General features: G+C 33.4%; 11 protein-coding genes and 1 pseudogene. 11 read left to right on the forward strand and 1 reads right to left on the reverse strand.

Going from position 1 to position 13,243, the window contains the following annotated elements; translation table 11 throughout:
• The 8 genes and pseudogenes from V7719_RS05810 to V7719_RS05840 form a co-directional block, all read left to right on the forward strand.
• Positions 1–193, forward strand: a pseudogene (locus V7719_RS05810) (nuclear transport factor 2 family protein); the annotation flags it as partial.
• A gap of 222 nt (positions 194–415) precedes the next feature.
• The gene (locus tag V7719_RS05815) at positions 416–1,099 is read left to right on the forward strand and encodes a class I SAM-dependent methyltransferase (protein ID WP_335728939.1); all 684 of its coding nucleotides are present in this window, start codon (positions 416–418) and stop codon (positions 1,097–1,099) included.
• Between the two features lie 218 nt (positions 1,100–1,317).
• Complete coding sequence (locus V7719_RS05820; protein ID WP_335728940.1) at positions 1,318–1,785, forward strand: GNAT family N-acetyltransferase; 468 nt, start codon at positions 1,318–1,320, stop codon at positions 1,783–1,785.
• A gap of 97 nt (positions 1,786–1,882) precedes the next feature.
• Positions 1,883–2,500: a class I SAM-dependent methyltransferase gene (locus V7719_RS05825; RefSeq protein ID WP_335728941.1), complete on the forward strand. Its 618-nt coding sequence runs from the start codon at positions 1,883–1,885 to the stop codon at positions 2,498–2,500.
• A gap of 173 nt (positions 2,501–2,673) precedes the next feature.
• A complete protein-coding gene (locus tag V7719_RS18795; RefSeq protein ID WP_442969058.1) occupies positions 2,674–2,850 on the forward strand; it encodes an integrase core domain-containing protein in 177 nt (58 codons plus the stop codon).
• A 202-nt stretch (positions 2,851–3,052) separates the two neighbouring features.
• The gene (locus V7719_RS05830) at positions 3,053–5,008 is read left to right on the forward strand and encodes an adenylate/guanylate cyclase domain-containing protein (protein WP_335728942.1); all 1,956 of its coding nucleotides are present in this window, start codon (positions 3,053–3,055) and stop codon (positions 5,006–5,008) included.
• Between the two features lie 155 nt (positions 5,009–5,163).
• On the forward strand, positions 5,164–6,606 hold the full coding sequence (locus V7719_RS05835) for a flavin-containing monooxygenase (protein WP_335728943.1): 1,443 nt from the start codon (positions 5,164–5,166) through the stop codon (positions 6,604–6,606).
• A 193-nt stretch (positions 6,607–6,799) separates the two neighbouring features.
• Positions 6,800–7,531, forward strand: coding sequence for a DUF6090 family protein (locus tag V7719_RS05840; protein WP_335728944.1), 732 nt, complete (start codon positions 6,800–6,802; stop codon positions 7,529–7,531).
• Between the two features lie 204 nt (positions 7,532–7,735).
• Here the strand turns inward: V7719_RS05840 and V7719_RS05845 are convergent, their stop codons facing one another.
• Positions 7,736–8,653: a hypothetical protein gene (locus V7719_RS05845; protein WP_335728945.1), complete on the reverse strand. Its 918-nt coding sequence runs from the start codon at positions 8,651–8,653 to the stop codon at positions 7,736–7,738.
• A 289-nt stretch (positions 8,654–8,942) separates the two neighbouring features.
• On the opposite strand from V7719_RS05845, the gene V7719_RS05850 reads away from it, so the two are divergent.
• The 3 genes from V7719_RS05850 (at position 8,943) to V7719_RS05860 (ending at position 13,057) form a co-directional block, all read left to right on the forward strand.
• Entirely contained in the window at positions 8,943–9,659 is a 717-nt protein-coding gene (locus V7719_RS05850) for a DUF6090 family protein (RefSeq protein WP_335728946.1), read from the forward strand.
• A 455-nt stretch (positions 9,660–10,114) separates the two neighbouring features.
• Complete coding sequence (locus tag V7719_RS05855) at positions 10,115–11,635, forward strand: tetratricopeptide repeat protein (protein ID WP_335728947.1); 1,521 nt, start codon at positions 10,115–10,117, stop codon at positions 11,633–11,635.
• Positions 11,636–11,866: 231 nt separating this feature from the next.
• A complete protein-coding gene (locus V7719_RS05860) occupies positions 11,867–13,057 on the forward strand; it encodes a dipeptidase (protein WP_335728948.1) in 1,191 nt (396 codons plus the stop codon).
• Positions 13,058–13,243 lie beyond the last annotated feature (186 nt).

The raw sequence follows: 13,243 nt of genomic DNA on the forward strand, positions 1-13,243 counted from the left end.
AATTTTTGAACAAGATGACTCGAATGATTTGGCACTTTACTTTACCTATAAATGGACTTTGAAAAATAATCAGAAAGTAGAATTTGATGTTGTTGATATTATTGAATTCGACTCTAAAAATAAAATAAAGAAACTGAAAATAATATACGACACGGTTATTTCAAGAAAATTAGTCGATAAATTAAACGAATAAAGCCAGCATACAACAACGTATATTATTCATTACGTCTAAAATTCCCTTCAATATTTTCTCGCTGTTGAACAATGGGTTCCTTTCTTTTTGCTAACTTAGTGCTCAACGCAACGAAACTATACACAAACACGTTAGCCTTCATTATGATCAACCAATAGAGTTCCCGCTTTCTCGGGAAATAAATATGATAGAATTCTTTTAAAAAAAGAAACCAATACGCTAATGAAAAAAGGAGAAACCATAGCTATAGAATTCAATGATTTTTCGAAGAACTACACCAATGATATGATTAGCTGTGTACCTCATTATTTGTCGCTAATTTCAAGTTTCACAAAACACTTTCCTGATAATTTTAACCCTAAATCCATTCTTGATCTTGGCAGTGGTAATGGAAATGTTACAGCCCAACTTATTCCTTATTTCCCAAATGCAACGTTCACTCTTGTAGATGCATCTGACGAAATGATAAATCTATGTCGTAATCAGTTCAAAGGCTATGATTTTATTTATGCCAATAAATACTTCAAGGATTTTTTATTTAAGAAAGAAAATTATGATCTAATTCTTGCAGGATTTAGCCTCCATCATTGTGATGAAAACGAAAAACAATCTATTTTTAAGTACATATATACTTCTTTAAAAAAAGGAGGAATATTTTTATATTGCGATTTAATGATTAGTAAAACCAATCCTGATCATTCAATGCTACTGAGACAATGGAAAGAATTTGTAAATAATAACTTATCAGATGGAAAAAAATGGAATTGGCTAATGGAACATTACGAAGCTTTTGACAAACCAACAGACTATTTGGTTCAAATGGAGTGGATGAGAAATGCTGGATTCATTAATATTCAAATTCCTTTCAAAGAAGAATATTGGATACATCTACAAGCAGTAAAATAAAATTAGTTACTAATTACCTCATAATAAGCTCGATAATAAATCAAAAGTCTTTGATAATTAGGATAATTAAATAACGAAAGTCTAACACCGTGTATAATTAATTGTTGGTTCTTTGTGTGCTCGAGATTCCTCTGGCTCGTTTTCTTTTACTAATTTAGTTCCAGCCAACGCAACTAACCATACACGAACACGTTAGGCATAATTAAAAAAAGTCAAAGTTGGAAAATAAACTAAACTCAATTTCATTTGAAATAGAACAATTGAATCAAGAATTCTATGATTCAGCTATATTATTTCTTGAGAATGTATTTTACAAAGAGCAAAATATTCCAAAAAAACTAATACCTCTTGAAAATGAAAGTCAAAAATGGTGGTGCATTAGAAGTAGTGATGAGGTTGTTGGAATTGTTGCAGCATGGGAAATCAAATCTGAATGGCATTGGGGCCGATTGGCAATTCATAAAAAGCTAAGAGGTCTTGGTATGGGAAAAAAAATTGCAATAAAATCTTTAGATGAATTATTTCAAATGGGAATAGAAAAAGTAAAAATTGACGCTAGAGATATAACAGTTGAAATGGTCTTAAAGATAGGTGGGGAAATCACAGGTAAAAAAACCAACTTTTATGGATACCCTATAACACCAATGCAGATTCAGAAGAAAGATTTTATTCATAAAACACGTTGATGAAATTGAATTAAAAAAATGCCTAACATAAAATAAACACCGTTAAAACCGGCGATTATTCGAGTCGTTAGCTACAAGCTGAAAAATCAAAATAACTGTGAGTTTAGATAGAAAGAAACATTGGGAAACGGTTTACGAAACTAAAAACCCGGATCAAGTAAGTTGGACGCAAGAAACGCCGAAAACGTCACTTGAATTTATACATTCATTTGGACTAAACAAGACTGCGAAAATAATTGATATAGGAGGCGGCGACAGTAAACTTGTGGATTACTTGCTTGATGAAGGATTTGAAAATGTTACTGTACTTGACATTTCGGCGAAATCACTTGAAAAAGCAAAAATTCGACTTGGAGAAAAAGCAAATAAAGTAAATTGGATTGTAAGCGACATTACAGAATTTGAGCCAAATATGACTTTTGATATGTGGCACGACAGAGCAACCTTTCATTTTCTCACAACCACTGAACAAATAAAAAAATATATAAAAATCGCAAGAAATTCCGTGAGCGGATTCTTGACAATCGGAACCTTTTCACAAAATGGACCCGAAAAATGTAGCGGTCTCGAAATAAAACAATACAACGAAGAGGAATTAACATCGGAATTAAATGACGGATTTGACAAAATTAAGTGCATCACAGAAGACCACTTGACACCATTTGAAACAAAGCAGAATTTCTTGTTTTGTAGTTTTAAAAGACAATTGAACTAAAAAGCCAGTGGCTAACACCGTGTATAAAAAATTGCGTAGTTTAGTACTTAACCAAAGTCAGTTGCTATTTTGTTCCGTCTGATTTACCTACGGAAAATCCTCACACACAAATACTAGAGAGAAAAAAGATTAGAATCAGTATGACAGAAGAAAATCAGTGTTAGGAAAATGGAATGGCAGAGCGTGTAAACGGCATTTTAAAAAACGAGTTTTATCTTGATCAGACCTTTACAAACGTAACGCACGCGAAAAGAGCTACAAAAAATGCAATTAATTTATACAACGAAATAAGATTACACTTATCTTTAGACTTTAAGACACCGAATATGGTATATAATTTAACAGCGTAAAATCAATTTTAACCTGTAGCCATATTTCAGGACAAGACATTAAAAAAATCGAATGCAAAAACCTACCCTCTTGAGTTTATTAGTGTTTTCAAATTTTTGACTGAACACCCAAACAAATGTAAAAAAACAACTATCTTAGTTCCAAACCTTTATACCCCCTCATTTATCTCTCTCGTATTACCTTGCTTTAAAAGCATATATCATGAAAAGCAAATGGCTTTACTTCATATTTAGTCTCATCTTTACTATTACCAATGCCCAAACCAACCTGGATTCTCTCTATACCGTTTGGGAAGACCAGACACAACCCGATTCAAGTCGTATAAAAGCGCTTGACGATTATATTTGGTTTGGTTATGTTTACTCTGATCCAGATAAAGCTATTATTTTATCTGATACCCTATTTGAGTTTTCTAAGAAAAGAGGGAAGAAAAAAGTCATGGCTAGTGCTTTAAACATGAAGGGTATGGCCTATTATAATAAAAGTGATTTTCCTAATGCACTTAAACAGCATAAAAGCAGTTTAATTATCCAGAATGAGATTGGAAATAAATATGGAATTGCATCTTCACTAAACAATATTGGAATGATTTATAGAATTCAAGGCGACTATATTAATGCTTTAGATTATTATCAAAGAAGTGTGAATATCCATACTGAAACTGAAAATAAACTGGGAATCGCCAAAAGCGAAAACAATATCGGGAATGTTTATATTGAATTAGGCGACTATATCAATGCCTTAAATTATTACCAAAGAAGTTTGAATATCTATGATGAAATTGATGCTAAAGATGGTATAGTAAATACCTTAAACAATATTGGGTTATGTTATAAAGGGCAGGATGACTACAAAAAAGCTCAAGATTTTTTTCAAAATAGCTTGCAAATCGCAAAGGAAACTGGAGATGAAATAGGAACTGCTAGGGCCTCGAGTAATATTGGGGACATATATCTAATAGAGCAAGACTATTCAAATGCATTAGATAATTATCAATATTGCTTAAATACTTTGGAGAAAATTGGAAATAAATATGGAGTTGCACTATCCTTAGCAAATATTGGAAGTATTTATAGAATACAAAATAATTATTCAAAGGCTATTTTGAATTGTAAAAAAAGCCATGAAATAGCTAAAGAAATAGAAGCCATTGCAGTACAAAAAATGGCTTGTGAGTGCCTTTACACGGGGTATAAAGCTTTAGGCAATGGTAACATAGCCTTGTTATATCACGAACAAATGTTGGTGCTAAATGATAGTTTAAAAACAGAAGATGCAGCAAAGAAACTCCAACAAATGGAATTTTCCAAACAAGTTTTGGCAGATAGTCTTGTCCAAGTAGAGAAAGAACTAAAAGTTGAAATGGCACATCAAACTGAAGTACGAAAAAAAGATAAAAATAAAGATTTAGCCATAGGTGCTGGTATATTTTTTCTGTTACTCTCGGGAGGATTTTTTAGCAGATGGCGTTATGTGAAAAAATCTAAAGCTGTTATTGAAAAAGAAAAGGATCGGTCTGAAAATTTATTGCTTAATATTTTGCCATCAGAAATAGCTGAGGAACTCAAAGAGAAAGGAAGTGCAGATGCTAAAGATTTTGAAATGGTATCTATACTCTTTACTGATTTTAAAGGGTTTACACAAGCCTCAGAAAAGTTGTCTGCAAAAGCGCTTATTGAAGAAATCAATGTTTGCTTTAAGGCTTTTGATTACATCTGTGAATCACATGGTATAGAAAAGATAAAGACCATTGGTGATGCTTATATGGCAGCTGGTGGATTACCAGTGCCTTCTGAGGATTCTTTAAAAAACACGGTGTTGGCAGCTTTAGAAATGCAGTCTTTTATTTCTAATCGAATCATTGAGAAAGATGAATTAAATGAAATGTCATTTAAGATGCGTTTAGGAATTCATACAGGACCAGTAGTGGCTGGTATTGTTGGTGTAAAGAAATTTCAGTATGATATTTGGGGGGATACCGTAAACACAGCATCACGCATGGAAAGCAGTGGTGAAATTGGGAAGGTGAATATATCTGAAGGCACTTATATTTTGCTAAAAGACGATCCAGAATTCACTTTTGAGTCCAGAGGAAAAATTCAAGCCAAAGGCAAAGGTGAAATGGAAATGTACTTTGTAGAGACGAAATTGCAATAAGACTAAAACGGCATACAACAACGTGTATAATTAATGCTTCACTCCTACTTCAATTAAAATTTATATATTTAAATAACTGATTTACTACAACTGAAAATCCTGCGGATTCTATGTCTCACAAATCACACTCAAACACGTTAGCACCAATAAAAAAGATGCATAAAGATATTATTATAATTGGAGCTGGTTTATCTGGAATAGGAGCTGCCTGTCATTTGTCTCGTAAAAATCCCGATAAAACCTATGTGATTTTGGAAGCAAGAACAGAAGTTGGAGGCACCTGGAGTTTGTTCAGATATCCTGGTATTCGTTCTGATTCTGATATGTATACATTTGGCTATTCCTTTAAAACATGGGATGAGCAAAAGTCTTTTGCAGACGGACCATCTATTTTAAAATATATAAATGAAGCCGCTGACGAATATAAGGTGCGAGAACATATCATCTACCAACAACGTGCTATTTCTTATAACTTCAGTACAAAAGAGAAATTATGGACAGTAACCACCATAAATACGGCAACTGGTGAAGAGATGGCTTATACGTGCCAGTTTATCTTTGGCTGTAGTGGCTATTACAATTACAACAAAGGTTATACTCCCGAATTTAAGGATCAAGCAAGTTTTGAAGGAGAAATAATCCATCCCCAAAAATGGCCTGAAAATTTAGATGTTACCGGTAAAAAAATCGTTGTAATTGGTAGTGGAGCCACTGCTGTAACGATCGTGCCTGAGCTTGCCAATGAGACTGCACAGGTTATTATGTTGCAAAGATCACCAACTTATATTGCCGCTTTACCCAATAAAGACAAGATTGCCGCCCGGCTGAAACGTATATTCCATAAAAAATTAGCCTATAGATTGATCCGTTATAAAAACATTTTCTATACGATTATCTTTTATAATCTCTGTAGGTTTTATCCGGAAAGAATGAAGAAATTCATCCTAAAAGGTGCGAAAAAAGGTTTGGGTGACTTTCCTGTCGACCCTCATTTTACACCAAACTATAATCCATGGGAACAACGCTTTTGCATCGCTCCAAGCGGAGATTTTTTTAAAGCCATCAGAAAAGGGAAAGCATCTGTCGTTACAGACCATATTGATCGTTTTGTAGCCAATGGAATTTTATTAAAATCCGGAAGAACACTGGACGCAGATATTATCATTACTGCAACAGGGTTGGATCTAGTGGCGTTTGGAGGCGTAAAATTTCAAATAGATTCAAAACCATTTGATGTTTCCAAATCTTTTGTATATAAAGGTCTTATGTTGAGCGACCTACCCAACTTCTTTGTTTTTGTTGGCTATACCAATGCGTCATGGACATTGAAAAGTGACCTTACCAGTGAATATATTTCTCGAGTTTTGACGTATTTAAACAAGCATAATTACAAAGCTTTGCAAGCAAAAGTAATTGAGAACAATTTGCAATCGGCTCCACTACTCAACTTAAATTCTGGATACATTAAGAGGGCAGCAAACATACTTCCAAGTCAAGGAAATAAGGCACCCTGGCGGATATACCAAAATTATATTTTAGATTACAAAATGCTTCGTATAGATAAAGTTAAAGATAAAAGGCTACAGTTTTTTAAATAGGAAAGAAACAAAAAATAGGTACTAACAACGCATATAATTTATTGCTAGAGAGTGTTTAATGATTACCACGGAAATTATCACCTTTTTGCTATCTTAGTGCTTAAGAACCAAACCATATACCAAACGTTGGCCTTCATTATGACCAAACACTAACTAAATGATAAAATTTTTCAGAAAAATACGTTACGACCTTATGGAGAATAACAAAACCGGAAAGTATTTTAAATACGCCATTGGAGAAATTGTTCTTGTTGTGATTGGTATCTTAATTGCGATTTCTATTAATAATTGGAATGAGAACAGGAAAAACAGAATTTCTGAATCAGAATACTATTGTAAAATTCTTTCCGATTTTGAACTTGACCGTCAAAATATTGAGGAACTCTATAAAGCGTCAGAATATAAAATAGAAACTAGCAAAAGACTTCTTTTGGAATTAAACAGTAAAGACAAAGCTAAATCCTATCTTTTAAACAACTATTTACAAGCATTAAGAACGAATGCATTTGTGCCTAGCAAAGTAACTATAACAGATATTATATCATCTGGAAAATTAAGTTTATTGACAAACGATTCTTTGAAAAATAACATAATCCGATACTATGTAGAATTGGACAAATTGCTTTATCAACTTGAAATTAATCGATCAAAAAGCCTGCAAAAAGCTTTTTCGTATGATGACAACATTTTATTTGGCTTTCAAAATTATGACTACGTTAAAAAATCATTAGGAAATGAAATATTAGAAACTCTTCCTGTTTATAATTGGCAATTTGATAGTGAATCTAAATATTATAAGCAATTTCAGAATGATTTAGTTTTTTTTGTAACAATGAGCGAAAGAGAAAAACAACATTTTAGCAATATTCTGAAAGAAATGGAAATAACCTATAATCAACTAAAAAAGGAGTGTGATTCAAAATAGAAAATAACGAAAGCAAAACAACGTTTATAGTCAATTGCTCGTTCTGTGTGTACTTGGAAAATCCTACGGATTTCCCTCTGGTTCATTTTCTTTTACTAAAATAGTTGCCAACCAACGCAACTAACCATGCACGAACATGTTGGTCTTCATTATGTTTAACCCTACATTGCTTATATAAAATTCTTTGAATTAGTTTATAGGAAATTACTGTTTAAAATAGCTGGTTTTATACTTTAATCCTATTTCCTTTTCTAAAAGTAATATTTCAGGTTTATCCTTTCTTAAACCAACCTGCCAATTATTAAAAATTTCCCAATCATCATTAACAAAAATAGGCTTACCATACTGATTAGTCAATGCTTTTCTAATTCTGTCTTCTTCTCCTTTTCCAGTTAATATCCATACTGCATTTAAAATATTATTCCCAAACCGAGCTTCAATTTTTCTTGGAAATCCTAAATAATCAACACCAAAACAGTTAATTTGAATTTGAGCATTTGGATCAGTTCCATCTAATTTTTCAGTGTTTGTAAAATTACTATTAGATTCTAATGATGGCATTAATTCATCAAGGGATACACCCATTTTAATAAATTCCGGTATTTGACTGGAGGATTTAGACTTTATTTTATTCTTATAACCTGCATCAATGTATGGATTTTCCCAAGCGAACAAACCAGTATGCATTCCCTCCTGAGTCAATATCCAGGCAGCATCCTCCTTTTTCTTTAAAAATAATTTTTCAGAAACGTAGACATCATAATCGAGATACGTTCTTGTGGTATCTGTAAGCGTCCTAGTTAAGGTCTTGCGTGCATTTCCTCTTGCTTCAATATACTTTAGCTTGTCATCAGCAAAAGTGAATACAACGCTACTAATTATTCCATTATCAGTTTTTACTTGTGAGCAAACTAAATGTTCTTCTTGGTTATTCGCTAATGGAAAACTTGGCTTCTCAATAGAAATGATATTTGAACTTTCGGATATTTTGCTTAATTTTTGAGTTACCACTTGCAATGACTGGTTCAATCGAATGTCATTAAATATTGATTCAACCTGTGCAGAAAGCATCAGTGGAAAGATTAGACTTAGAAAAGCTAAAAAGTTTTTGTTAATTTTCATTATATTATAATTGTTATATATTCAATAAAGACAACTATTTGCAATAATTGTTACAGTAAATATATGCATTAGTTAAAACTAATAAATAACAAAAGGCTAACAACGTGTATAGTCAATTGCTTGTTCTTTGTGCACTTGGAAAATCCTACAGAATTCCCTCTGGTTCGGTTTCTTTTACTAATTTAGTTGCTGGCCAGCGTAACTAACCATACACGAATACGTTAAGCCTTCAATTAGATCAACCAACAAACCAATGATAAAATTCTTTAGAAAAATTCGATACGACCTTATGGAAAAAAATAAGACTGGAAAGTATTTAAAATATGCCATAGGTGAGATTGTCCTTGTAGTCATTGGAATTTTGATAGCTCTGAGTTTAAATAATTGGAAAGAAACTAGACAAGAGACCTTACAGGAAGTAAAAATCCTTAAACAGTTGAGAGCAGACCTTATAGATAACCAAGAAGAAGCAGAAATAATACTAAGTGAGGTCAAATTACGCCTTCGATATTCAGATTCTATCATATTATTCTTTAATGAAAAGCGAAAATTGGATGACTCATTAGTGACGTATTTAACAGGAATAAGGCACACCAGCTTCTTTAATAGTGCCAACACAGCATATAAATATATTCAAAGCGAAGGCATGAATATAGTATCCAATGATAGCCTAAGAACACGTCTTACAATGATGTATGAAAAAGAATTTAGAAATATTGATTTAAGAGGTATTGGCGAAGATAAAATACAAAATGAGGTATTGGAACCTTTTATACGTAAGAATTTTAAACCCATTTCATGGGATACTCATAATGTTAATTACGTAAAAGCTCAAATTCAACCGATTAATATTGAAGCTCTTTATGGGAATTTTGAATTTCAAAACATTTTGTTAGAACATAACGCATACTTACAAGTAAGAAACCGTTGGCTAGAAGACTCATTAAAAAAATTAGAGGAACTAATTGAGGAAGTCCAAAATGAAATAAAACGATTAGAAAATTAAAAATAACCAAAGGCCAACAACGTGTATAATTAATGCTTCACTCCTACTTCATTTAAAATTTATATATTTAAACTACTGATTTTCCACAACTAAAAATCCTGCGATTCTAAGTCGCACAAATCACACAAAAATACGTTGTGCTTCATTATGCCCCGTCCTGAATAAAGGCTACATAATTATAAACAGTTATTAAGCATTTTATTCAAGACCTAGATACTATTCAAAATGAAAGATTCGACTTTAGATAGTTTCTCTGTAAATATATCCAAGCCATTATTAAGGACCATAGTTGTAGATTAGGAGACAAAATCATAATGAATTTTAAAGTCGGCCGTTAAAATTCAACGACTAAACATTCATTTGAAATGCCTTACGATTAAGAATTGACTCTCTCAATAGTCTCGCTTAACCAATAGAAATCATATCTTTATACAAACTAACTAACCCTATTTATTATGAAAATTAGTTTTTTTATCGCCGTCATATTATGCTTCTTTTCATGCAATAATGCTCAGAGTTTCAAGGATCAGCTAGGAGAAGTTCGTATCGAAGTATCAGGTACTTCAAAAGCCAAGCCATTATTCGAAAAAGGGCTTCTACTGCTCCATTCTTTCGAATACGAAGATGCCCGTGACGCTTTTCAGGAAGCACAGAAAATAGATCCTGAAATGCCAATGGCCTACTGGGGCGAGGCAATGACCTATAACCATAGCTTATGGTCAGAACAAGATTTGGAAGAAGCCACTGAGGTATTAGCTAAGTTAAAAAGCATTAATTACCAAAGTAATTGTAACCCAATGGAACAAGACCTAATCGCTGCCATTCATCTTTTGTACAAGCCTAAAATAGACAAGTCCAGTCGGGATGTAGCGTATTCAGAATATATGGCAAAACTCTCTAAAAAATATCCAAAGAATCATGAAATTGCGGCATTTTATGCACTGTCATTACTAGGTTCTGTTCAAGAGGGTCGTGATGATGAAATTTATGGTAAAGGTGCCCTAATTGCACAGGGTATTTTAAAAGAAAACCCAAAACATCCGGGAGCATTGCATTACCTTATTCACTCTTATGACGATCCAGGACATGCAGCTATGGCCCTAGATGCTGCTCACGCCTACTCAAAAGTTGCTCCTGATGCCAGCCATGCCTTGCACATGCCTTCACATATATTCGTAGCTATGGGGATGTGGGAGAACGTAATTGCATCGAACATTGATTCGTATCAGGCCAGTTTGGACAGAATGGTTAGAAAGGAACTCGATAATGATGCTCGGGGGTATCATGCGTTTCACTGGCTGGAATACGGATACCTTCAGAACAATCAGAAAGAGAAAGCGAAAGCATTAGTTCAGGAAATGATGGTGTTTGCTGAGGAAAAGCCATCGATACGAGCGCGAGTTCATATGGTATTTCTTAAAGGCACATATTTGGCAGAAACTAATGAATGGAATAGTGAAATAGCAGAAATTCCTGTAGACATTAGTGATCTTAATATTTCAATTCGGTCTCAATATCATTTTCTAGAAGGGATGAAGGCCTATGGTAATTCCGATATTAAAAAATTGGAGAATGTAATTAGTATAATGGAAAATGACATTGACAGAGGATCGTACGTTCTGGCCTACGGGAGCTCAAATTTATGTTCAAATGTAAGTCGATCAGAAGCTACGCAGACAGACCTTGTTGAAAGCAAGATAAGGCTGAATCAACTCAAAGGGCTGCAAGCCAATACGAGCTCAAGTATTACCTCAGCCGAAGAACATTTTCTTAAATCCATCGCTCTTGAAAGCAGTATAAGTTATAGTTATGGCCCTCCTCATATTCAGAAACCGACGCACGAGTTATATGCAGACTGGTTATTGAGTCAAAAACGGTATAGCGAGGCTGATTCTCAGTACAAACTTGCTTTGAAATTGGCTCCCAAAAGAAGATTGCTGATGATTGGTATTGAGAACACACAAAAATACCTTTAATGATAAAGTTCTTTCGAAAAGTTAGTTCAATAAATAAATTATTTTATTGATGAAAGATGAAAATAACGAAAGCACAACAACTTGTTTAGTTCATTGCGTCTCTTTGTTTTCTGAAAATCCTCACTACTGAACAATGGGTTTCTGTTTATTTGCTATCTTAGTTCTCACGCAACGAAACCAAACACGAACACGTTGGCAGTAATTACAAACCAAAATTATAAATTCAAGAATATGAGATATTTAGTCATCCTGCTTATTGTTTTATCATCCTGTAAACCTTCGCCAGATAAAAAATCTGAACCCAAAACATTTATAGAAATTCATAATGAGGCAATTGTAATTGACACCCACAATGATATCCTAATGAAAATAGTAGACAAAGGAGTAATATTGGATCAAGATTTAACTGGGAAAACGCATAGCGATCTGGATCGTTGGAAAAAGGGAGGCCTGGATGTTCAAATATTTTCGGTGTATTGTGACGGCGGTGTAAAAAACGCCTATGCAATTGCCAACAGGGAAATGGATAGTCTAGATGCAGTAGTAGCACGGAACCCAAATAAGATTATAAAAGCAGCAAACTCTGTAGAGATTTTAAAAGCTATAAAAGAAAATAAAATTGCTGCTATGTTTGGAGTTGAAGGCGGTCACATGATTGAAGATGATCTTAATAAATTAGAAGCTCTATATAAACGTGGGGCTAGATATTTAACTTTAACACATAATGTGGCTCCTTCTTGGGCAACGAGCGCTGCAGATGAAACAACAAATCCAAACTTATCACAAAAAGGTCTAACAGGTTTTGGAATGCAGGTTATAACGAAAATGAATGAATTGGGTATGATGATAGATGTAAGTCACTCTGGCGACCAGACATTTTGGGATGTGATTAAGATTACCAATAAACCTATTATCGCTTCTCACAGCTCGGTTTACAGTCTTGTAGCGAGCCGTCGAAATTTAAAAGATGATCAAATAAAAGCAATTGCTAAAAATGGAGGTGTAATTATGGTGAATTTTCATCCTGGTTTTATTGACAGTAGTTTTGATAAAAAAGAGATGGCCTTTCTTGAAAAGCACGCTATTGAAGGAGATTCTCTAATAAAAAGCGGAATGGACGAATGGTATAAGATGGATTATCTGTATAAAAAATATGCAGATGAAGCAGAACTAATGAGACCGCCATTAACTAAGTTGATTGATCATATCGATTATATTGTTAAACTGGTTGGCGTTAATTACGTTGGTCTTGGATCTGACTTTGACGGAATCAATCTTACACCATTGCAGTTGGATGATGTAACAACATATCCTTTAATAACTAAAGCATTAGTCGAAAAAGAATACAGTGAGGAAGATATTGTTAAAATTCTTGGAAGCAATTTCTTAAGAGTTTTAAAAGCAAATGAATTTAAAAAATAACTACTGCCAACAACGTGTATATTTAATTGTTTGGTTCTAGCTTGCTTACGAAAATCATAGCGGATTTTCTATTCGGTTTTTATTTGCTAAATTAGTTGCTTAACCATAAACAAACACGTTGGCTGTCATTTACTTATCTGCATAACATTTATTGAAACAATAAATACAAACTGGCAAAAATTTATA

It is taken from the genome of Psychroserpens sp. (assembly GCF_036960315.1).
GTDB lineage: Bacteria > Bacteroidota > Bacteroidia > Flavobacteriales > Flavobacteriaceae > Psychroserpens.

Bases quoted from the DNA above. Each gene is read 5' to 3' on its own strand.
- V7719_RS05850 (WP_335728946.1), top strand. From the start codon at position 8,943: ATGGAAAAAAATAAGACTGGAAAGTATTTAAAATATGCCATAGGTGAG.
- V7719_RS05840 (WP_335728944.1), top strand. From the start codon at position 6,800: ATGGAGAATAACAAAACCGGAAAGTATTTTAAATACGCCATTGGAGAA.
- V7719_RS05855 (WP_335728947.1), top strand. From the start codon at position 10,115: ATGAAAATTAGTTTTTTTATCGCCGTCATATTATGCTTCTTTTCATGC.
- V7719_RS05860 (WP_335728948.1), top strand. From the start codon at position 11,867: ATGAGATATTTAGTCATCCTGCTTATTGTTTTATCATCCTGTAAACCT.
- V7719_RS05845 (WP_335728945.1), bottom strand. From the start codon at position 8,653: ATGAAAATTAACAAAAACTTTTTAGCTTTTCTAAGTCTAATCTTTCCA.
- V7719_RS05815 (WP_335728939.1), top strand. From the start codon at position 416: ATGAAAAAAGGAGAAACCATAGCTATAGAATTCAATGATTTTTCGAAG.
- V7719_RS05835 (WP_335728943.1), top strand. From the start codon at position 5,164: ATGCATAAAGATATTATTATAATTGGAGCTGGTTTATCTGGAATAGGA.
- V7719_RS05830 (WP_335728942.1), top strand. From the start codon at position 3,053: ATGAAAAGCAAATGGCTTTACTTCATATTTAGTCTCATCTTTACTATT.
- V7719_RS18795 (WP_442969058.1), top strand. From the start codon at position 2,674: ATGGCAGAGCGTGTAAACGGCATTTTAAAAAACGAGTTTTATCTTGAT.